The organism is Bradyrhizobium sp. BLXBL-03 (assembly GCF_051853015.1).
Lineage (GTDB): Bacteria > Pseudomonadota > Alphaproteobacteria > Rhizobiales > Xanthobacteraceae > Bradyrhizobium > Bradyrhizobium manausense.
Window position 1 is genome coordinate 3,217,089 of record NZ_CP182470.1, and the last position, 20,271, is coordinate 3,237,359.

Here is a 20,271-nt window from a genome sequence, read left to right on the forward strand (position 1 = left end):
ATGGTTCTGGTGCTGGAATCGTTCGCGAAATCGCCGTAGTCTGCGGCCAATCCGGTCTTGACGAGCAAGGTGTTTGGCTTAGCAAGGTGATGATGATGCGGAATCCTTTTTCGAGCTTTCGGCTGCTCTCGCTTCTGACGCTCGCCCTCGCCCTGTCGATAGGCGCGGCGAAGCCGGCTGCGGCGCAAGTGCCGGCTCAGCAGCCGACCGCAGCGGGGCTCTGGCAGAAGGTCGAAGACGGCAGGCCGGTGGGCTGGTTTCTCTTCGTCGATCACAACGGCATCTTCGAAGGCGTCATCGCCAAGACCTTTCCCCGTCCCGGCGATGATCCGAACGAGGTCTGCGCGAAATGCACTGACGATCGCAAGAATCAGCCGGTGCTCGGGCTCTCCTTCATTCGCGACATGAAGCGCGATGGGCTGAAATATGAGGGCGGCAACGTCGTCAATCCGCGTGACGGCAACATCTGGAAAGCCAAGATGACTGTCAGCCCGGACGGGCAAACGCTGACCATGCGTGGTTTCCTCGGCATTTCGCTGTTCGGCAAGGACGAGACCTGGCAGCGCCTGCCTGATGCCAATCTGGCCGAGGTCGATCCCGCGATCATCGCCAAATATCTTCCCGCGCAAGCCGCCGCCGCAAAGACACCGCCGTCCGCGACCAAGAAGGGCGGTGCGATGATGATGGCGCCGGCGGCGAAGAAGTAGGCTGCCGCGCGGCCGTTGCGGCCGCCGCCTCACACAGCACTGCTATTTCTGCAGGCGAGCGCATTCGTCGAAAGGCCAATGCCGCCTACGACTGCGCCAGTAGTTCCCCGGAATGCGCCCTGGCGCCGGATTTGCATAGCTGTCGCAAAGCCGCTTGGGGGAACGAGTCGTCGTTTCGCGCCTGTTCAAAAGGCGTGAGCGGCCTCGTCTGTGCCTCGTGGCGCAATTCGATCCGCGAGAAGACCATATGAGACTTGCAAGATCGTGTCCGGCGATGGTGCCTGGACTGCTCCTGCTGCTGGCAACATCGGCGCTCGCGCGCGATGACGGCCGCTATGCCAACTCACCGCTCAAGCCGTGGTTCGAGAGCCTGCGCAGCGAGTATGGGTTGTGCTGCTCGGACGCCGACGGCTATGTGGTCGCCGATGTGGACTGGGAGTCCGACAAGGGACACTACCGTGTCCATCTCGACGACGAGTGGGTCATCGTTCCCGATGGCGCCGTGATCACCGAGCCGAACAAGATCGGCCGCACCATGGTGTGGAAGCATTATCTCGACGGCCACCCGCATGTGCGGTGCTTCATGCCGGGCAGCATGACCTGAAAATGCTTGCAGCGCCCGCACGGGATGCGAGCGCTGCGAATTGCGGATGATCTAGCGCGCTTCGCTGTCGGAGGTCGTGCTGGCGAGCCGCTTCACGCGTGGTGTCAGGACCGACATCTGTACGGGCGAGGCGGGCATTCCGGCGACGATCATCGTGGGCGCGGTCGACTGTTCCTCCACACCGGCGCCGCCGAGCACCTGCACTTGCACCGCCGAGATCGGAAACGACTTCACTTCGTAGGAGGGGAGTTCGCCGGCAAATGCGCTGGCCGTGCTCGCAATCATCGCGCCGGTCACGGCAATCATCAAGAGAATACGCATTTCGAAATCTCCGTGAGAAAATGACAATCGCAGATTTGGTCGCGGCAGTGCGGCGAGAGGTTCGCTTGTGTGCGAACATTCGTGTTCCATGATGGAGTTATTTGGTTGCGTGGCGCGACCATCATGAAGCGAAGGCGAAGCTTTTCGCGCCTTTGTTTCAGGCCGGTTTCACCGGATGGCGCCGGTTCACGTCACCGGCGCTGGATTGAACAGCGTCAGATCGTTGTGGATGCCCCAGCGATCCGACCACGGTTTGGTGCGGCCGGAGGCGACATCGAGGATCAGGCGGAACAGGTCCCAGCCGGTTTCCTCGATGGTCTTGGCGCCGGTGGCGATGCCGCCGGCGTCGAAATCGATCAGGTCCTTCCAGCGCCGCGCAAGCTCAGTGCGGGTCGCGACCTTGATCACGGGCGCGGCGGCCAGGCCGTAAGGCGTGCCGCGGCCGGTGGTGAACACTTGCAGCGTCATGCCCGAGGCAAGCTGGAGCGTGCCGCAGATGAAGTCGGACGCCGGCGTTGCCGCGAACAGCATGCCTTTCTGCGTCGCCTTCTGGCCGGGCGAGAGCACGCCGGTGATGGCTGACGAACCGGACTTGACGATCGAGCCCAAAGATTTTTCGACGATGTTGGCGAGGCCGCCCTTCTTGTTGCCGGGCGTGGTGTTGGCGCTGCGATCGGCGCCACCACGGGCGAGATAAGAATCGTACCAGGCCATCTCGCGCACCAGCGCGCGGCCGACATCCTCGTTGATGGCGCGGCGGGTGAGCAGCTGGATGGCGTCGCGCACCTCGGTGACCTCGGAGAACATCACGGTGGCGCCGGCGCGCACCAAGAGGTCGGCGGCGAAGCCGACGGCAGGATTGGCGGTGACGCCGGAGAAGGCATCGCTGCCGCCGCATTGCAGGCCGATGACGAGGTCGGAAGCGGGACAGGTCTCGCGCTTGCGGGAATTGAGCACCTTCAGCCGCGCCTCGGCCTGGGTCATGATCGCGTCGACGATGGCGCCAAAACCGTCGAAGGCCTCGTCCTGCATGCGGACGATGGCATCGTTCACGCCCTCCGGCACCAGCCGTTCGGGTGCAAGCTTTTCGCAGCCGAGGCCAACGACAAGGATCTCGCCGCCGAAATTCGGGTTCAGCGCGAGGTTTTGCAGCGTGCGGATCGGCACGACCGCATCCGGCGCGGTGATGGCGACGCCGCAGCCATAGGCGTGGGTCAGCGGCACGACGTCGTCGACACCAGGGTACTTCGGCAGCAGCTCGGCGCGGATGCGCTTTACCGCGTATTCCATCGTGCCCTTGACACATTGTACGGAGGAAGAGATGCCGAGGATGTTCTTGGTGCCGACCGAGCCGTCCGCATTGCGGTATCCCTCGAAGGTGAAGCCTTCGAGCGGCGGCAGCGGCGCGGGGACGGCGGTCGAAATCTCGAGCTTGTCGAGGGCAGGGGCCTCCGGCATGCGGATGCGGGCTTCATCGACCCATTCGCCGGCCAGGATCGGCGACAGCGCGTAGCCGATCACCTCACCATAGCGGATGATCGGCTCATCTTGGGCGATGTCGACCAGGGCCGTCTTGTGTCCTTGCGGCACAAAGGCGCGCAGCGTCAGTCCGCAGGCAAAGCGAGAGCCGGCAGGAAGCCCGAAATCATTGACCACGATCGCGACATTGTCGCGCGCGTTGAGCTTGATGTAGCGGGGCTGCTCTTTCGCTGCGACGTGCTGGTCCATGAAGGACTCCGGATTTGTAGGGTGGGCAAGCCCCGTGATTGCGCGAAGCGCAATCACTCGGCGTAACCCACCACTGTCTCTCTCCGCGGAAGTTGAAGAGGTGGGTTACGCTGCGCTAACCCACCCTACGATCGAGGTCTCAACCTGGATAGGTATAGGCCGTCTTCACCGTCGTGTAGAACTCGCGCGCATAGGAGCCCTGCTCGCGGGGGCCGTAGCTCGAGCCCTTCCGGCCGCCGAACGGCACGTGATAGTCGACGCCGGCGGTCGGCAGATTGACCATCACCATGCCGGACTCGCTGTTGCGCTTGTAGTGCGAGGCGTATTTCAGGCTGGTGGTGCAGATGCCGGAAGCGAGGCCGAACTCGGTATCGTTGGAGAACGCAAGCGCCTCCTCGTAGTTCTTGGCGCGGATGACGGCGGCGACCGGCCCGAAGATTTCCTCACGCGCGATGCGCATGTTGTTGCTGGCTTCGGTGAACAGCGCCGGCTGCAGGTAATGGCCGGGGTTCTCGCGCTTGAGCAGCTCGCCGCCGAAGGCGAGCTTGGCACCTTCGTCCTGGCCGATCTTGATGTAGCGCAGGTCCTGGTCGAGCTGGCTCTGGTCGACCACCGGGCCGATATGCACGCCGGCCTTGAGCGCATCGTCGACCGACAGGCTGTTCAGACGTTCGGCCACCGCGGCGACGAAGCGATCATGAATGCCTTCGGTCACGATCAGGCGCGACGAGGCGGTGCAGCGCTGGCCGGTCGAGAAATAGGCGCCATTGACGGCGACCTCGACGGCGGTCTTCAGATCGGCGTCGTCAAGCACGACCAGCGGATTCTTGCCGCCCATCTCGAGCTGGAATTTCTTCATCGGGTTCGAGAGCACGCAGGCCTGCGCGATCTTGCGGCCCGTCTGCACCGATCCGGTGAAGGAGATCGCTGCGACATCCGGATGCTCAAGCAGGGTCTGGCCGACGACGGAGCCGGAGCCGACCACGAGGTTGAAGACGCCGGCGGGGATGCCGGAGCGGGTGATGATCTCGGCGAGCGCGTGGCCCGAGCCGGGCACCAGCTCGGCCGGCTTGAACACGACCGTGTTGCCATAGCAGAGCGCGGGCGCGATCTTCCAGGCGGGAATGGCGATCGGGAAATTCCAGGGCGTGATCATGCCGACGACGCCGACCGGCTCGCGGGTGATCTCGACATCGAGACCGGGACGCACCGAGGCGCCCTTCTCGCCGATCAGGCGCAGGGCCTCGCCGGCGAAGAACGCGAAGATCTGGCCGGCCCGGGCGACCTCGCCAATGCCCTCGGGGAGCGTCTTGCCTTCCTCGCGGGCGAGCAGGCGGCCAAGCTCTTCCTTGCGAGCGAGGATCTCGGTGGAAATCTTGTTCAGCGCGTCGTAGCGCACCTGCGGCGTCGACTGCGCCCAACCCGGGAAAGCGGCCTTCGCGGCGGCGATCGCCTTCTCGGTCTGCGCCTTGTCGGCCTTGGCATATTCGCCGACGAGATCATTGGTGTTGGAGGGGTTGATATTCCTGGTGACGCCGGAGCCATCGACCCACTCGCCGCCGATGAAGTTTTTCAGGATCGCAGTCATACAGTCCTCCAAGTCATTTAAGGGGGCATGATCCAGGTCGGAAAACCGGTACCCACTTTTCCGGGACCATGCCTCAGTTTCTTAGCGAACGAGGCAGGGACGCTTGTCGTCAAAGGTCCAGCCCGGGATCAAATCCTGCATGGCAATAGCGTCATCGCGGGCACCGAGTCCATGCTTCTTGTAGAGCTCATGCGCGGCCTCGATGGCCGCCCGGTCGATCTCGATGCCGAGGCCCGGACGATCCGGAACCGCGATCTTGCCGCCGCGGATCAGCAACGGCTCCTTGGTCAGCGCCTGGCCATCCTGCCAGATCCAGTGGGTGTCGATCGCGGTGACCTTGCCGGGGGCGGCGGCGCCGACATGGGTGAACATGGCGAGCGAAATGTCGAAGTGGTTGTTGGAGTGCGAGCCCCAGGTCAGACCGTTGTCACGGCAGGTCTGGGCGACGCGCACGGAGCCTTGCATGGTCCAGAAATGGGGATCGGCGAGCGGAATGTCCACCGCGCCGAGGCGTAGCGCATGGCTGAGCTGGCGCCAGTCAGTCGCGATCATGTTGGTCGCAGTCGGCAGGCTGGTTGCGCGGCGGAACTCGGCCATGATCTCGCGGCCGGAGAAGCCGGCCTCGGCACCGCAGGGGTCCTCGGCATAGGCGAGGATGCCGTGCATGTTCTTGCAGAGGCTGATGGCCTCATCGAGTGACCAGGCGCCGTTCGGGTCGAGCGTGACGCGGGCGTTGGGGAAGCGCTTGGCGATGGCGGTGACCGCCTCGATCTCCTGCTCGCCGCGCAGCACGCCGCCCTTCAGCTTGAAGTCGGCGAAGCCGTAATGGTCCTGCGTGGCCTCCGCGAGCCGGACGACCGTCTCAGGCGTCATCGCCTCCTGATGGCGGAGGTTGAACCATTCCGCCTTGCCGGTCTCGCCCTTGACGTAGTCGAGCTTGGATTTGCTGATATCGCCGACAAAGAAGAGATAGCCGAGCGTCTCGACGCTGCTCCGCTGCTGGCCTTCGCCGAGCAGAGCTGCGACCGGCAGATTGAGGTGCTGGCCGAGCAAATCGAGCAGGGCGGATTCAACGGCGGTGACGGCGTGGATCATCACGCGCAGGTCAAACGTCTGCTTGCCGCGGCCGTCGGCGTCGCGGTCGGCGAAGGTGGTTCTGATATCGGCGAGGATGTTGTTCATTGCGCCGACGGTCTTGCCGATCACGAGTTCGCGGGCGTCCTGCAGTGTCTGCCAGATCTTTTGCCCGCCCGGCACCTCGCCGACGCCGGTATGGCCGGCATTGTCGGTGAGGATGACGATGTTGCGGGTGAAGAACGGTGCATGCGCGCCGCTCAGATTGAGGAGCATGCTGTCGCGGCCGGCGACCGGAATCACCTGCATCGCCGTGACAATCGGTGCGCCAGATATATCCGTCTGGGCCATCGCGCGCTTCTCCCTATTGTTGCCTGTTATTCTGCAGCCTGTTGTGACGATGGGATGGCGGGCAGATTCTTCACCAGCGCGGTCAGTTCCGCCATCTCCTGCTCGGTCAGGTCGGTCAGTGGCGGACGGACCGGGCCGGAATCGCGGCCGATCACCTTCATGCCGGCCTTGATGATCGAGACCGCATAGCCCTTCTTGCGGTTGCGGATCGCGATCAGCGGCAGGATGAAATCCTTCAGCCCGGCGTGGATGGTCGCATGATCGCGCTTGCGCACGGCGGCGTAGAAATTGGTGGCGAACTCCGGCACGAAATTGAACACGGCCGAAGAATAGGTCGTCACGCCCATGTCGAGATAGGGCAGTGCGAAGGTTTCAGCGGTCGGCAGGCCGCCGACATAGGTCAGGCGATCGCCGAGCTTGGTGTAGACGCGGGTCATCAGCTCGATGTCGCCGATACCGTCCTTGTAGCCGACGAGGTTCGGGCAACGCTCGGCGAGGCGAGCGAGCGTGTCGGGCTGCAGGATGGCGTTGTCTCTGTTGTAGACGATGACGCCGATCTTCACGGCGGCGCAGATGGCCTCGACATGGGCGGCAAGGCCGTCCTGCTCGGAATGGGTGAGGTAGGGCGGCAGCAGCAAGAGGCCATCCGCGCCGGCTTTTTCCGCGCCAACAGCGATCTCGCGGGCGATGGCGGTGCCATAACCCGTGCCGGCGAGCACGGGCACGCGGCCCTTGGTCTCGTCGACGGCGACCTTGACCACCTCAGGAACCTCGGTCGGGGTCAGCGAGAAGAACTCGCCGGTGCCGCCGGCGGCGAACAGGCCTGCAACCTCGTAGCCGCACAACCAGTCCATGTTGGCGCGGTAGGTCGCTTCGTCGAAGGAGTAGTCCGCCTTGAACGGCGTGACGGGGAAGGACAGGAGGCCCGATCCGATCTTCTGGGCCATTTCCTGCGGGGTCATCTTGCTCACGGGGCGCTGCTCCCTGCTCTCGTGTGTGTCCGGGACGCTCACTGAGGCACTGAGGCACGCGTCCATGGGCCGCTGTTTAGGAGACCGTTCGATGCGCGTCCAAGCCAAAGCCTATATCGACCGATGCGGATTGAGCATCAATCCTCCACGATCTCCGCGGACGATAATTCGCTGGCGATTTTGACCAGCGCCGACAGCAGCGGGTTCTCGTCGTCGCGGCGCCAGACCATGAAGAGCTCGACCGGGACGCGGTTGCGCAGCTTCAGCGGCCGCAGCCGCACGTCGGAGATCTTGAGGCCGGCGGCCGCGGCCGGCACGATGGCAAGGCCAAGGCCGGCGCGCACCATCGCCAGGATCGAATGGATCTGGCTGAGGTGCTGGACATAGCGCGGCAGAATGTCGGCGCGGGTGAACAGCGCAACCAAGAGGTCGTGGAAGTAGCGGCTTTCATAGGGCGAATACATCACGAAGGGCTGGTCGTCGAAGTCCTTGATGGTGATGTTCTCGGCATTGGCCAGCGGATGCTTCTTCGGAATGGCGGCGAGCAGGGGCTCGGCGACGACGCGGCGGCTGGCAAGCTCGGGCCGCGCGATCGGCGGCCGCAGCAGGCCGGCATCGATCTGGCCCGAGGTGAGGGCCTCGAACTGGTCACCGGAAACCATCTCCTTCAGCGAGAAGTCGACCTCCGGCAGCCTGGCCCGGCAGGCCGCGATCAGCTCAGGCAGGAAGCCGTAGGCGGCGGCGGCGGTGAAGCCGATCTTGACCGAGCCGGTCTTGCCGAGCGCGATGCGGCGAGCCACTTGCGAGGCGCTTTCGGCAAGCTTCAGGATACGGCGTGCCTCGGGCAGGAAGCTGCGGCCCGCCGGGGTCAGGCGCACCGACCGGCTGGTGCGCTCCAGGAGCGGCGCATCGATGATGTGCTCCAGCACCTGGATCTGCCGGGACAGCGGCGGCTGGGTCATGTTCAGTCGCGCGGCGGCGCGGCCGAAATGCAGTTCCTCCGCCACCGTGACGAAACAGCGGAGCTGGTTGAGGTCGAACATCGATACATGCCTTAGATGAATAAGGCGTTTCCCCGGCACTTCTAGCATCGATCACCTCCAAAAACAAAGACGGCGGCTTTTGAGGGCCGCCGTTGAGTTGCCTGGTCAAGCTCCCATGGGAGCCCTCAGGAGGAACGTTTGAGCGTCACCCGCTCGATCTTGCCGACGATGACGAGATAGGCGAACGCCGCCACCAGCGCGTTGGCGCCGACGAACACCAGCGCGCCGTTGAAGGAGCCGGTCGCGGCGAGGATGTAGCCGATCACGATCGGCGTGGTGATCGAGGAGAGATTGCCGAAAGTGTTGAACAGGCCGCCGGAGACGCCGCCGGCTTCCTTCGGCGAGGTGTCGGAGACGACAGCCCAGCCGAGCGCGCCGATGCCCTTGCCGAAGAAGGCGAGCGCCATGAAACCGACCACCAGCGCCTGGCCGTCGACATAGTTGCAGGCGATGATCGACATCGACAGCAGCATGCCGCCGACGATCGGAATCTTGCGCGCCATGGTCAGCGAGCCGGTCCGGCGCAGGATCGCATCGGAGATGATGCCGCCGAGGACGCCGCCGATGAAGCCGCACAGCGCCGGCAGCGTCGCGACGAAGCCGGCTTGCAGGATCGACAGGCCGCGCTCCTTGACGAGATAGACCGGGAACCAGGTCAGGAAGAAATAGGTCAACGTGTTGATGCAGTACTGGCCGAGATAGACGCCGAGCATCATGCGGTTGGAGAGCAGCTGGCGGATGTGGTCCCAGCCGGAGCCGGCCTCGGGCGCGCGTGCCCGCTTCAGATCGTCCTTGGGCGCATCGAGATCGACCAGCGCGCCGCCATCTCTGATGTAGTCGAACTCGGCCTCGTTGATGCCGGGGTGCTCCTTCGGTCCGTACACGGTCTTGACCCAGACCAGGCCCATGATCACGCCGAGACCGCCCATCACGAAGAATACGTAGCGCCAGCCGTAATCATGGGCGATCCAACCCATCAGCGGCGCGAAGATCACTGTCGCGAAATATTGCCCTGAGTTGAAGAACGCCGACGCGGTGCCGCGCTCGTTGCCGGGAAACCAGGCCGCGACGATGCGGGCATTGGCGGGGAAGGACGGCGCCTCCGCGACGCCGACCAGGAGGCGAAGCGCGAACAGCACGGCGACGGCGGCGCCGGCGCTGAGGAATCCGACCCAGCCCTGCATCATCGTGAACAGCGACCAGACGATGATGCTGAAGGCGTAGACGAGGCGCGAGCCGTAGCGGTCAAGCAGCCAGCCACCCGGCACCTGGGCGACGACATAGGACCAGCCGAAGGCCGAGAAGATCCAGCCCATGGCGACCGGATCGAGATGAAGTTCCTTGGAGAGGGCGGGACCTGCGATCGAGAGCGTGGCGCGGTCGGCGTAATTGACCGTGGTGACCAGGAACAGCATGGTCACGATGAATAGCCTGACGCGAGACCTCTTCACGTCCGTTGTGGACACCACTGCGCTCATCAGGCGCTCCTTAGAACTTGAAATGTTTCCTCACGGCGACTCCTAGAGGCGCGCGTGGGAAAGTGTCCAAGTTGAAGGGGGTATCGATTGATGCCGGTTTTGAATTGATGGAACGACGGGGAGTGGAAACGAGCGTGAAATTGCCAAAATGCAGGCGCGATGTTGAGGGTGACGAGCTTGCGTCACGCACACCACTGTCGTTCCCCGCGACCCGGCTACGCCAAGGCTTCGCCGCCGTTGAGGTCCAGGGGCGCCGAAGCTTTAGCGTAGGCGGCAGGCGGGGAATCCCGCAGCTCCTCGATTCAATCAGCCTGCCGTGGAGTACTCGATCGCCCGCCTGCGGGCGATGACACCGCGTATGTGGAGAGTGCGAGTTCGCAACACGGCGCGGTGGGAGATTGCTTTGCTTCTACTGCTGCGTACCGCCCAGCAGCGGCGGCAGCAATCCGCGCGTGACACCCGGCGGCACCGCGTCCAGGCCAAGCACGGCGCTTGCGGCGGGCAGCGTGGCATCCGCCATCGCGGCGTGGCCTTCGGCGCTCGGATGCACGGCGCCGCCGTAAACCGCCGAGAGCACGCCCCAGGTCGCGTCGTGGATGTCATTCGGCTGGCTCGCCGCCGGCAATCCTTGCGGATAGGTCATCGCTGCGAAATAGCTGTCATTGGCATCGCGGATCCAGCGGGCGCGCGGTAGATAGGCGCGATACTCCGAGGCGCCGCGGCCGCACAGCATCGGCTGGCTCGCCGCCGACACGATGTCCGGATTGAAGCTCTGTCCGTTCTCGGCAAAGCAGGTGCGGTCGAATTCGGGATCGCCTCCGGCATGCGCGCAGAAGCCGTGATCGGCAAACGCGGCCTGGTGGGAATCGACAAAGGTCATGCGGTCGGCCTCGGGATCGCGGCACAGCGCACCCTGCGTGCAGGTGGCCAGCCCCTTCAACTGCGGCAGGAACTCGGTGTCGACGAAGGTCGAGACGCGGGCGAGGCGCTGCGGATCGGCGCTGAAAGCGGGGTGGATGTCGAAGCCGCTGCGGCCGCCGCGACAGGGCACGCCGCCGTCGGCGAGCGCCGGATTGGCGTAGGAGACATAGACCACGTGCGAGAGATCGCCGCCGAGCAGCGGCTTCAGCGCCTCGCGTAAGCGGACGAAATTCTGCGGCAGCTCGCGCTGGAGCGCGTCACGGGAATCGTCGACGCTCGCCATCACGCCGGAGCGGCGGAACAGGGCACGTTCGGTCGCGGTGTCGACGATGACGTCGGCGACCAGGCCGGAGAAGTAGACGTCGTTGGCGCCGATCGAGAGCAGCACCAGATCGAGATTGCGATCCGGCTGACGCTTCTTCGCGGCGGTCAGTGCCTCGCGCAATTCGGCGACCTGCGCATTCACGCTGGTGTTGCAGACGCCGGACTTGCCGGGCGGGCACTCGCGGGCGCGCTGCGAGCCGAGCAGCCCGTCGCTGATGCTGGCGCCGGTGCAGGCGAGCGGCAGATAGGTGACGGCGATATGGGTGTAGCGCACCGCCAGCGCGAGCGCGGTGCGGGCCTGGTAGCTGTAGAGCGAGCGGTGGCACGGCGAGTTGAACCAGAGCGCGCCATAGCGCTGCCAGTTGGCGAGCGTATCCGGCGCCTCGCAGGCGCGTCCGCCCTTGAAGCCGGCGCGGCTCGGCCGGTAATACTGTCCGCCGCCGGTGCCGAGATAGGAGCGGAAGCAGAAGCCCTCGTCCGACAGCGCCAGCGCCCGGTCCGGATTGCCCTCGCCGGAGGCGATGCTGTCGCCAAGGCCGGCGATGAAGATGTCGCGGACCTGGATCTCGGTCTGAAGGCGCCGGGTCGGATCGGAGCCGGAAGAGACGTCGACGGTTGCGACCGTCTGCTTGCCGTAGCGGACCCGCAGATTGACCGGTTCGGCGCAGTCGAAGGTGGAGGATTGCGGCCCGTCACCGTCGTCGAACGACCAGGCGCAGGTGGCGCCGACCGGCACCGCGCCGGCCAGGCGCACGGTGATGGGGTGGTCGACCGGGGTGAGGTAGTTCTCTTTGACGTTGTCACGGGTGCAGGGCTGGTTGACCCGGCCCTGCAAATCGATGCAGAGCCGATTGACCATGTTGCGGGCCCAGCCACGGCCTTCGCTTTGCAGCTCCAGCGACTGCTCGGCGGCGAGAATGCTGCGGTTACGAGCATTTTCGACATGCAGCAGGAAGTCGCGTTCCTCGCGGAACAGTCGGAAGCGGTTGCGGACCTCCCAATTGATCTGCATGGCGCCGGCATCCTGCGCGAGGACGCGCTGAAGCGGCAGAACGGTGAGGAGCCCGGCCAAAAGCAGGGCACCCGCAAGGAAACGGCGAGGGGAAACTGGGATCATGGCCCGCGTCTTCAACGGCAAAGTTGAGGCGGAAATAAGAGAGCATAGTCCCTGGCCTGCAATCCTCTCGCTGTGGCCTTTGCGGGCTTCCGGCGCGGCCGCTGGCCGACTTTACCGTTTGCTGGCCTGGCGCACCAACCGTTCGCGCTCCATCGGCGTCACCTCCTTGGGCAGGTTGGCCTGCGCGCAAGCTTCCGCCAGTCGTCGCCGTTCCTGCCAGGGCCGCACCACGTTCATCCAGAGCTCCCTTGTGCCCATAATGGAAATGGCGAGACCGAACGGAATCACGAAATAGAGGATACGGAAGACCAGCAGGGTCGCGAGCAGTTGCTCGCGGCCGAATTCGGGCAGCGCCACCAGCATGGCGGCGTCGAACACGCCGATCGAGCCGGGTGCGTGGCTGGCGAAGCCCAGCAGCGTCGCCAGGATAAACACCACCGCAAGCGACAGGAAGTCGATCGGCGGATCAGCCGGAATCAGCAGGTACATCGCGAAGGCACAGAAGCCGAGATCGACCACGCCGATCAGGATCTGGACCAGCGTCAGCGGCGCCGACGGCAGCACCACCTTCCAGCCCTTCTGGCCGAGTTCGCGGCGTTTCTCGCCCACGCTGAGCCAGATCAGATAGGCGGCGATCGAGGCGAGGCCGCCGCACGCGATCAGCCGGTTGATCGACGATGGCAGCTGGTCCATGTAGGACGCCGCATCCGGATGGATGGCCATGCCGATCGACAGCACAAAAATGTTACCGAGCCAGAAGGTCAGGCCGGAGAGGAAGCAGATCTTGGCGACGTCGATCGCGTTCAGCCCGTAATCCGAATAAATTCGGAAGCGGATCGCACCGCCGGTAAATACCGTGGCACCGATGTTGTGGCCGATCGAATAGGACGTAAAGCTCGACAGCGCTGCGATGCGATACGGCACGTGTTTCTTGCCAATCGTTCGCAGTGCAAAAAAGTCGTAGAAGGTCAGCGTACAGAACGCGAAGAAAACGCAGATCGCGGCGAGCCCGATATGTCCGCGGGGAATATCGGCCAATGCGGTCAGGATGACGCCGGTATCGATGCCCTTGAGGGTCCGCACGAGCGTCGTAACCGCGAAGGCGATGATCATCACGCTCGCGGCAACCCCCAGCCGTCGCCAGCCGATCCATCTCTTGAAGCCGCGTTTCAGCGCGGGCAGCAGTCCGTGCATTCATCCTCCCGGCGGGGGGCAAGGCCGGCCGGGCCAGAGATTGGCCGGTCGGTTGCGATCACTTGCCCGAGGCGGGCGTGGATCACTAGGCATGATGTAGCCCATTTAAGGCAAAAACACCGACTTGTGCAGCCCTTGACAACAACAGGTTCTGGGCCGGACCCGCCGTTTTGTCATACGTGGTTCACATGGCCGGCGCGTTAGGCATATGAGTCGAGGGCCACGCCTCGACTGCGCCCGTGTTTGCAAATGGTCTCAAATCCTGCGCTCGCAAGCATTGTTCCGGCGCAAACGACGCAGACTTTTTTGGAACGACGGCGCTGCGCACCGGTTAGGGCTCCATCAGCAATCGAACACGGCGAAATCGCGGCTTTTGTTCAAGCCGACGCTGTCGTGTTCCCCAAGACTTCTCGAGGATTGGAACGATGGGACTGTTCACCAAAGACATCAAGACCATGAACGACCTGTTCGTGCATCAGCTGCAGGACATCTATTACGCCGAGCAGCAACTCACCAAAGCGCTGCCGAAAATGGCAGATAAGGCCACAGATCCGCAGCTGAAGCAGGGCTTTTTGACGCACCTTGAAGAAACCAGGCAGCACGTCACACGGCTCGAGGAAGTGTTCAAGATGCACGGCGTTTCGGTGAAGGCGGTCGATTGCCCGGCCATCGACGGCATCATCGAAGAGGCGGAGGAAACCGCGGGCGAGGTCGCCGACAAGGCAGTGCTCGATGCGGCCCTGATCAACGCGGCACAAGCCGCCGAGCATTACGAGATCGTCCGCTATGGCAGTTTGATCGCCTGGGCCAAGCAGCTCGGCCGCAGTGACTGCGCCGCCGTGCTTGCCAAGACGCTCGAGGAAGAGAAGGCAACCGACAAAAAGTTGACCACGCTGGCCGAGAGCAAGGTGAACTTGCGAGCGGCGAGCTAAGCCGGAGTAGCCCTCAAGAGCGCCGCGCGGTTCTCCCGCGCGGCGCTTGCGTTTCGGGTGTACATCATTCGGTCGTTGTCGAAACATGACAACGGGAGCGCGGCGTAGAGTTCGCATGGGGCTGCAACCGAGATGGCAGCATGCGAGCCAACACCGTCAAACATGAAACCTTCGACGCGGGTGGTGCCCCGCGCACCGCATCGCGCCTTGCAACCTCGCTGACGCTGGCTGCGATGAGCCTCGGCTATGGCGTCGTGCAGCTCGACGTCACCATCGTCAACACGGCGCTCGACGCCATGGGCAAGACGCTCGGCGGCGGCGTCGCGGAGCTGCAATGGGTGGTCAGCGCCTACACCATCGCTTTTGCCGCCTTCATCCTGACATCAGGCGCACTCGGCGATCGCATCGGCGCCAAGCGCATCTTCATGGCGGGGTTCGCGATCTTCACGGCCGCTTCGCTGGCCTGTGCGCTGTCGCCCAACGCCATCGTGCTGATCGGCGCGCGACTGGTGCAGGGACTGGCGGCGGCGATCCTGGTGCCGAATTCGCTGGCGCTGCTCAATCACGCTTACACGGACGATCTTGCGCGCGGTCGGGCCGTTGCGGTCTGGGCGGCAGGTGCGAGCCTGGCGCTGACGGCCGGTCCCTTCGTCGCTGGCGCGCTGATCACGCTGGTCGGGTGGCGCGCGATCTTCCTCGTCAATCTGCCGATCGGCCTTGCAGGCCTGTGGCTGAGCTGGCGCTATGCCACCGAGACCACGCGCGCGCGCTCACGCGAGATCGATCTACCCGGTCAGCTTGCTGCGATCGGAGCCTTGGGCGCGCTCGCCGGTGCAATCATCGAAGCTGGCGCGCTTGGATGGGGCCATCCGGCGGTGATCGCCGCCTTCGTCACTTCCGCCGTCCTCGCAGCGCTATTTGTCTGGCGCGAGGCCAGCACCGAGCAGCCAATGCTGCCACTGTCTCTGTTCAGTCATCGGCTGTTTAGCCTGACCACGATCGTTGGCCTGCTCGTCAACGTCGCGATCTATGGTCTGATCTTCGTGCTGAGCCTCTACTTCCAGCGCATCAACGGTCTATCGGCCTGGTGGACCGGGCTCGCCTTCGTGCCGATGATGGGAGCGGTGCTCCCGGTCAATCTGCTGGCGCCGCGCCTGGCCGAACGTATCGGCCCGTGCCCGACCATCGTGGCAGGTGCCTGCATCTCTGCGCTCGGCTGTCTTGGCCTGGTTTGGATCGAGGCCGGAACGAGCTACCCTGCGATCTTTGTGCAGATGATCGCGATCAGCGGCGGGCTTGGCCTCCTGGTGCCGCCGCTGACCTCGAGCTCGCTCGGCAGCGTCGAGAAGGCGCGCTCGGGTGTCGCTGCGGGCGTCCTCAACGCGACACGGCAAACCGGCAGCGTCCTTGGCGTTGCGCTGTTCGGCTCGCTGGTGGCATCCGATCGCGCGTTCATGACCGGCCTTCACCAATCGCTAATCATATCGGCTGCGGTGCTGCTGCTGGCCGCCTACGTGATCGGCCTTGGCGTCATCGCGCAGGAGCGGGAAATGTGAGGGGCCACACACATTCTCTATTCACCAATCCGGCAACCGGCGCCGCGCCGGTTACCGACTGTCCATCTCTGCCGGCTGTAGTGCCTGATGGAACAGGGGCCGGCGATGTATCAAGTTCTGTTTTGTCTCACGGACCAGCATGATTGGCGTCTGGTCGCACTCGGCGGCGCCGTGTGCCTGCTGGCAAGCGCGGCGGCAATCAGTCTTTTTCATCGGGCGCGAGCGGCGAATGGCGGTGCTCGCCTCGTGTGGATCACGCTCGATGCTGTCGTGACGGGTTGCGGCATCTGGGCAACCCATTTCATCGCGATGCAGGCCTACGGGCCCGGCGCCGGTGGCGCCTACAACATCCCCGTGACGATCCTTTCGCTGATCTTTGCGATTGCGGTCACCTTCATCGGTCTCAGTATTTCGGTTTCGACGAGGCGCGGCGCTCTGGTCGCGCTTGGTGGCGCTGTCGTGGGTGGCGGCGTGGCAGCCATGCATTACACCGGCATGATGGCGTTCGAGATTCCTGCCCATGTCGGTTGGACCGCCGGCACCGTCGCGGTATCGATTCTGCTGGGCATTGTCCTTGGATCGTCCGCCCTGTTCGTCGCCGGGCGGAGCGACAGCCTGTCCAACGCGTTGGGCGCCACGATCCTGCTCACCGCTGCCATCGTCTCACACCATTTCACCGCGATGGGCGCACTGCAGTTGACGCCCGATCCGACGCTTACAATCAGCGGCCTTGCGATCCCGCCGGCATCGTTGTCCATCATGACCGCCAGCGCGGCCGTTGCCATCATCGCTATCGCGCTCACGGCCGCCGTGCTCGACCGTCGCGCCAAGGGCGAGATCGGGCGCCAGCAGATCGTGCTCGACACGGCTCTCGAGAACATGTCGCAGGGCCTGTGCATGTTCGATGCCGACGGCAAGATCATCCTGTTCAACGAACGTTACGCGGCGATGCTCCGCCGCTCCGACATGCAGCTGACCGGCCGCCTCCTGCTCGATATTCTCCGCGAGGAGGCGGCCAAGGGCCAGTGGAACGGTGATGCCGAACAATTCTTCGCGCGCCTCGTCGAGGATGCCCGGGAGGGATGGACAACGACGGATGTCGTTCGCCGGTTCGAGCGCTCGATCCGCGTCGTCAACCAGCCGATGCGGGGCGGCGGTTGGGTCGCAACCTTCGAGGACATCACCGAATGGCTGGACGCGCAGGCCAAGATCTCGCACATGGCGCGCCATGACGCGCTGACCAATCTGGCGAACCGCGTGCTGTTCCACGAGCAGCTCGAGCAGGGACTGCGCCGGGCGGCCGCGAACGACCAGCTCGCGGTGTTCTGTCTCGACCTCGATCACTTCAAGGATATCAACGATGCGCTCGGCCATCCCATTGGCGATGCGCTGCTGAAGCAAGTCGGCCAAAGGCTGAAGGCGACGGTCGGCGAGCACGACACCGTGGCCCGTCTCGGTGGCGACGAGTTCGCCGTGGTCCAGATCGGCCGATTGGAGGAGGCTGCAGCGCGGGCGCTCGCAAGACGCATCGTCGAGGTGATCTCCGCGCCCTACGAGATCGCGGACCATCAGATCGTGATCGGCGTCTCGATCGGCATCTCATTGTCGCCGCAGGACGGCAGCAATCCGGATGAGCTGCTGAAAAACGCCGACCTGGCGCTGTATCGCGCCAAGGCCGACGGCCGCGGCACCTATCGCTTCTTCGAAACCGGCATGGATGCGCGCGCGCAGGCCCGGCGCCTGCTGGACATGGATATGCGCGCGGCGCTGCAGCGCGATGAGTTCCAGCCGTATTATCAGCCGATCCGCGACGTCGTCAGCGATCGCGTTGTCGCCTTCGAAGCGCTGTTGCGCTGGAATCATCCGGAGCGCGGCCTGATCTCGCCCATCAACTTCATTCCGCTCGCGGAGGAGACCGGCCTCATCGTCCAGCTCGGCGAGCTCGTGCTGCACCGTGCCTGTGCGGATGCCGCGACCTGGCCGGATGATATCGGCGTCGCCGTCAATTTGTCGCCGGTCCAGTTCAAGAGTCCGAACCTGATTGCATCGGTGACGGAGGCGCTGAGGAATTCGGGGCTCGCAGCGCGTCGCCTCGAGCTCGAGATCACCGAATCCGTACTGCTCCAGAACAGCGAGGCGACGCTGACCACGCTGCACGATTTGCGCGCCATGGGCGTGCGGATCTCGCTCGACGATTTCGGCACGGGCTATTCCTCGCTGAGCTATTTGCGCAGCTTTCCCTTCGACAAGATCAAAATCGACCGCTCCTTCGTGTCCGAGCTTGCCACGCGCGAGGATTCCGTCGCGATCATCCGCGCCGTCACCGGCCTTGGCCGCAGCCTCGGCATCGTCACCACGGCGGAGGGGGTCGAAAACGACGCGCAGCTCGAGCTGCTCCGGCGCGAGGGCTGCACCCAGGCGCAGGGCTATCTGTTCAGCCAGCCGCGGCCCGCCTGCGAAGTCGGGATGATGCTGGATCGGCCGCGGCTGCGCGCTTCGGCTTAGTTGGGCTTGCCGCCGCGCAGCGCGAAATGCGCGCCGCAGAAGGCCATCACGGCACCGAGACACAGCGCCGCGAGGCCCGCGAGCACGCCGGAGACGGTCGGAAGCGGGCTCGGCGCCGAGGCCGCTTGCCCGGCGCCGGCGAGCAGCAGCACGCCGACCACGATCAGGAACTGGCGCATCCGCTGCGGGATCTGACCGGAGACGGCGCTCTGCATCAACGTCGCCGTGAAATAGCCGCCGGAAAATCCGACCGTCGCGATCAGCCACCAGGCGATCGCAGCACCCGTCGGCATGAACTCGTGCGGGTCGGAGCGCCAGAGGCCGCCGAGGTCGAGCCCGTAGCGCGCACCCAGCATGTGGACCGCGAGCGCAAGCAGTACGCCCGCGATCGCAGCAGCCCCGAGAATCAGGCGGCGCGGAAAATAGATCGTCTCAGCCATGCCTCGCTTGTAGGATGGGGAAGGGCGATCGTGCAAGCGGATCGCAGGCGGATCGGGTGATGCAGATGTCGGACGGGCAGGGCGGATCGGTCACGAGCTACGCCTACAAGGCGTCGCTGATCGGTTCGGCGCATCGCTTCGAGCTGACGGACGAAGGATTGTCCTGGCACATCGCCGGCCGCTCCGGCCTCTGGCGCTATGACGAGATCAGTGCCATCAGGCTGTCGTTCCGCCCGGTCTCGATGCAGCAGCACCGCTTTCGCGCCGATCTCAGCCATGCCAAGGGCGGTCGCATCGCGATCCTGTCGACGAGCTGGCAGACCGCGGCGCTGATGGCGCCGCAGGACAATGGCTTTCGCGACTTCATCGTCGCGCTGCACGCGCGGATGGCGAAGGCCGGCAGCCGGGTCGAGCTGACCGCCGGCCTCGGCTGCAAGACCTATGCCGCCGTGCTGGCCTTCCTGGCGCTGCTGGCCCTGGCCATGGCCGGGCTGTTGATCCGCGCACTGCTGATCGGCGAGTTTGCCGGCGTGCTGTTCATCCTCGGCTTTGCGGCGCTGTTCGTCTGGCAGGTCGGCGGCTTCGTCCGGCGCAACCGGCCGCGCAGCTACAGTTTTGATCAACTGCCTCGCTCCTTGCTGCCCTAAAGCGCGACGAGATTGGGTTGAATCGTCGTCGCGCTTTAGCTCTTTGTTTGAGCATGATCTTTCCGGAAAACCGCTTCACACTTTTCCGGATCATGCTCTGACGTCTGCAATGCGCCGCAATCAAAATTGACTTCGCTGTCGCGCGCGCTTCCCGCATCGTGCCGCGATGACGTCAATGAATCGCAGCACGCGCCTGCCGACGGCGGACGAGATCGCCGAGATCAATCGCATCCATCTGATCGACACGCCGCTTGTGCCGGCCGATCTCTTGTTTCTGTTCGGCACCCGCGAGGATGTTGCGCTGCGCGTCGAAACCGCCGCGCGGCTGTGGCGCGAAGGCTTTTACCGCTGGTCGATTGTCAGCGGCGGGGTCACCCCGGGCTCGGAGCAATCCGAGTGCGCCATCATCAAGGCGGCGATGGTCGCAGCGGGCATTCCGGCGGACCGGATCCTGGAGGAGCACCGCGCGATGAACACCGGCGAGAACGTGATCTTCTCGCTGCCGATCATCGATGCGGCGCTGGGCCTGCGCAACATCCGCAGCGTGATCTGTCTCGGCAACACCTGGACGGCGCGGCGCTATCCGATGACATTGCACCGGCATTGGCCCGAGGTGACCAAGCTGCTGCTCACGGTCGACAGCTTTGCCACGCCGCGCACGCTCTGGCATGTCGATGCCGAATTTCGCCGCCGTGTCCTGCACGAATGGGACAAGATCGAGCCGTACAAGGCGCAGGGCTTTATCGCGCAATGGCCGGAGCCCTGACGGG

General features: G+C 64.6%; 17 protein-coding genes. 7 read left to right on the forward strand and 10 right to left on the reverse strand.

Going from position 1 to position 20,271, the window contains the following annotated elements:
- Window positions 1-95: 95 nt before the first annotated feature.
- Both ACNJX9_RS15245 and ACNJX9_RS15250 read left to right on the forward strand, forming a co-directional pair.
- Entirely contained in the window at window positions 96-707 is a 612-nt protein-coding gene (locus tag ACNJX9_RS15245) for a DUF2147 domain-containing protein (RefSeq protein ID WP_439409437.1), read from the forward strand.
- A gap of 247 nt (window positions 708-954) precedes the next feature.
- Window positions 955-1,311 (forward strand): hypothetical protein, encoded by a 357-nt coding sequence (locus tag ACNJX9_RS15250; RefSeq protein WP_439409438.1) that lies wholly within the window; start codon window positions 955-957, stop codon window positions 1,309-1,311.
- A gap of 51 nt (window positions 1,312-1,362) precedes the next feature.
- Here the strand turns inward: ACNJX9_RS15250 and ACNJX9_RS15255 are convergent, their stop codons facing one another.
- From ACNJX9_RS15255 to ACNJX9_RS15295, 9 genes are all read right to left on the reverse strand, one after another.
- Window positions 1,363-1,632 (reverse strand): hypothetical protein, encoded by a 270-nt coding sequence (locus tag ACNJX9_RS15255; RefSeq protein ID WP_439409439.1) that lies wholly within the window; start codon window positions 1,630-1,632, stop codon window positions 1,363-1,365.
- Window positions 1,633-1,818: 186 nt separating this feature from the next.
- Entirely contained in the window at window positions 1,819-3,360 is a 1,542-nt protein-coding gene (garD, locus tag ACNJX9_RS15260) for a galactarate dehydratase (RefSeq protein WP_057749078.1), read from the reverse strand.
- A 139-nt stretch (window positions 3,361-3,499) separates the two neighbouring features.
- Window positions 3,500-4,948, reverse strand: a complete 1,449-nt coding sequence (locus ACNJX9_RS15265) for an aldehyde dehydrogenase family protein (RefSeq protein ID WP_439409440.1) — start codon at window positions 4,946-4,948, stop codon at window positions 3,500-3,502.
- A gap of 81 nt (window positions 4,949-5,029) precedes the next feature.
- A complete protein-coding gene (gene gudD / locus ACNJX9_RS15270; RefSeq protein ID WP_439409441.1) occupies window positions 5,030-6,373 on the reverse strand; it encodes a glucarate dehydratase in 1,344 nt (447 codons plus the stop codon).
- 26 nt (window positions 6,374-6,399) lie between these two features.
- Window positions 6,400-7,344 carry a 5-dehydro-4-deoxyglucarate dehydratase gene (gene kdgD, locus ACNJX9_RS15275; RefSeq protein ID WP_439409442.1) on the reverse strand — a complete coding sequence of 315 codons (945 nt, stop codon included), beginning with the start codon at window positions 7,342-7,344 and terminating at the stop codon, window positions 6,400-6,402.
- 137 nt (window positions 7,345-7,481) lie between these two features.
- Window positions 7,482-8,387: a LysR substrate-binding domain-containing protein gene (locus ACNJX9_RS15280; protein WP_439409443.1), complete on the reverse strand. Its 906-nt coding sequence runs from the start codon at window positions 8,385-8,387 to the stop codon at window positions 7,482-7,484.
- Between the two features lie 125 nt (window positions 8,388-8,512).
- Complete coding sequence (locus ACNJX9_RS15285; RefSeq protein WP_439409444.1) at window positions 8,513-9,865, reverse strand: MFS transporter; 1,353 nt, start codon at window positions 9,863-9,865, stop codon at window positions 8,513-8,515.
- A 409-nt stretch (window positions 9,866-10,274) separates the two neighbouring features.
- Window positions 10,275-12,227 (reverse strand): hypothetical protein, encoded by a 1,953-nt coding sequence (locus tag ACNJX9_RS15290; RefSeq protein WP_057749093.1) that lies wholly within the window; start codon window positions 12,225-12,227, stop codon window positions 10,275-10,277.
- A gap of 111 nt (window positions 12,228-12,338) precedes the next feature.
- Window positions 12,339-13,421: a lysylphosphatidylglycerol synthase transmembrane domain-containing protein gene (locus ACNJX9_RS15295; RefSeq protein WP_057749096.1), complete on the reverse strand. Its 1,083-nt coding sequence runs from the start codon at window positions 13,419-13,421 to the stop codon at window positions 12,339-12,341.
- A 425-nt stretch (window positions 13,422-13,846) separates the two neighbouring features.
- Here ACNJX9_RS15295 and ACNJX9_RS15300 point away from each other — a divergent pair, with 425 nt between their 5' ends.
- The 3 genes from ACNJX9_RS15300 to ACNJX9_RS15310 all read left to right on the forward strand — a co-directional run bounded on the left by ACNJX9_RS15300 (window position 13,847) and on the right by ACNJX9_RS15310 (window position 18,414).
- Window positions 13,847-14,353 (forward strand): YciE/YciF ferroxidase family protein, encoded by a 507-nt coding sequence (locus ACNJX9_RS15300; RefSeq protein ID WP_057749098.1) that lies wholly within the window; start codon window positions 13,847-13,849, stop codon window positions 14,351-14,353.
- A gap of 140 nt (window positions 14,354-14,493) precedes the next feature.
- Window positions 14,494-15,909 carry an MFS transporter gene (locus tag ACNJX9_RS15305; protein ID WP_439409445.1) on the forward strand — a complete coding sequence of 472 codons (1,416 nt, stop codon included), beginning with the start codon at window positions 14,494-14,496 and terminating at the stop codon, window positions 15,907-15,909.
- Between the two features lie 105 nt (window positions 15,910-16,014).
- A complete protein-coding gene (locus ACNJX9_RS15310) occupies window positions 16,015-18,414 on the forward strand; it encodes a bifunctional diguanylate cyclase/phosphodiesterase (RefSeq protein WP_439409446.1) in 2,400 nt (799 codons plus the stop codon).
- Here ACNJX9_RS15310 and ACNJX9_RS15315 read toward each other — a convergent pair.
- Window positions 18,411-18,854 (reverse strand): hypothetical protein, encoded by a 444-nt coding sequence (locus tag ACNJX9_RS15315; RefSeq protein WP_271599916.1) that lies wholly within the window; start codon window positions 18,852-18,854, stop codon window positions 18,411-18,413. The two genes, ACNJX9_RS15310 and ACNJX9_RS15315, sit on opposite strands and share 4 nt — an antisense overlap.
- Window positions 18,855-18,913: 59 nt before the next feature.
- On the opposite strand from ACNJX9_RS15315, the gene ACNJX9_RS15320 reads away from it, so the two are divergent.
- Window positions 18,914-19,501, forward strand: a complete 588-nt coding sequence (locus tag ACNJX9_RS15320) for a hypothetical protein (RefSeq protein WP_439409447.1) — start codon at window positions 18,914-18,916, stop codon at window positions 19,499-19,501.
- A gap of 166 nt (window positions 19,502-19,667) precedes the next feature.
- Window positions 19,668-20,267: a YdcF family protein gene (locus tag ACNJX9_RS15325; RefSeq protein ID WP_439409448.1), complete on the forward strand. Its 600-nt coding sequence runs from the start codon at window positions 19,668-19,670 to the stop codon at window positions 20,265-20,267.
- Window positions 20,268-20,271: the final 4 nt, after the last annotated feature.

Bases quoted from the DNA above. Each gene is read 5' to 3' on its own strand.
- ACNJX9_RS15245 (WP_439409437.1), top strand. From the start codon at position 96: ATGCGGAATCCTTTTTCGAGCTTTCGGCTGCTCTCGCTTCTGACGCTC.
- ACNJX9_RS15250 (WP_439409438.1), top strand. From the start codon at position 955: ATGAGACTTGCAAGATCGTGTCCGGCGATGGTGCCTGGACTGCTCCTG.
- ACNJX9_RS15280 (WP_439409443.1), bottom strand. From the start codon at position 8,387: ATGTTCGACCTCAACCAGCTCCGCTGTTTCGTCACGGTGGCGGAGGAA.
- garD (WP_057749078.1), bottom strand. From the start codon at position 3,360: ATGGACCAGCACGTCGCAGCGAAAGAGCAGCCCCGCTACATCAAGCTC.
- ACNJX9_RS15265 (WP_439409440.1), bottom strand. From the start codon at position 4,948: ATGACTGCGATCCTGAAAAACTTCATCGGCGGCGAGTGGGTCGATGGC.
- ACNJX9_RS15290 (WP_057749093.1), bottom strand. From the start codon at position 12,227: ATGATCCCAGTTTCCCCTCGCCGTTTCCTTGCGGGTGCCCTGCTTTTG.
- ACNJX9_RS15305 (WP_439409445.1), top strand. From the start codon at position 14,494: ATGCGAGCCAACACCGTCAAACATGAAACCTTCGACGCGGGTGGTGCC.
- ACNJX9_RS15325 (WP_439409448.1), top strand. From the start codon at position 19,668: ATGACGTCAATGAATCGCAGCACGCGCCTGCCGACGGCGGACGAGATC.
- ACNJX9_RS15315 (WP_271599916.1), bottom strand. From the start codon at position 18,854: ATGGCTGAGACGATCTATTTTCCGCGCCGCCTGATTCTCGGGGCTGCT.
- ACNJX9_RS15285 (WP_439409444.1), bottom strand. From the start codon at position 9,865: ATGAGCGCAGTGGTGTCCACAACGGACGTGAAGAGGTCTCGCGTCAGG.
- ACNJX9_RS15320 (WP_439409447.1), top strand. From the start codon at position 18,914: ATGCAGATGTCGGACGGGCAGGGCGGATCGGTCACGAGCTACGCCTAC.
- ACNJX9_RS15300 (WP_057749098.1), top strand. From the start codon at position 13,847: ATGGGACTGTTCACCAAAGACATCAAGACCATGAACGACCTGTTCGTG.
- ACNJX9_RS15295 (WP_057749096.1), bottom strand. From the start codon at position 13,421: ATGCACGGACTGCTGCCCGCGCTGAAACGCGGCTTCAAGAGATGGATC.
- ACNJX9_RS15255 (WP_439409439.1), bottom strand. From the start codon at position 1,632: ATGCGTATTCTCTTGATGATTGCCGTGACCGGCGCGATGATTGCGAGC.
- gudD (WP_439409441.1), bottom strand. From the start codon at position 6,373: ATGGCCCAGACGGATATATCTGGCGCACCGATTGTCACGGCGATGCAG.
- ACNJX9_RS15310 (WP_439409446.1), top strand. From the start codon at position 16,015: ATGTATCAAGTTCTGTTTTGTCTCACGGACCAGCATGATTGGCGTCTG.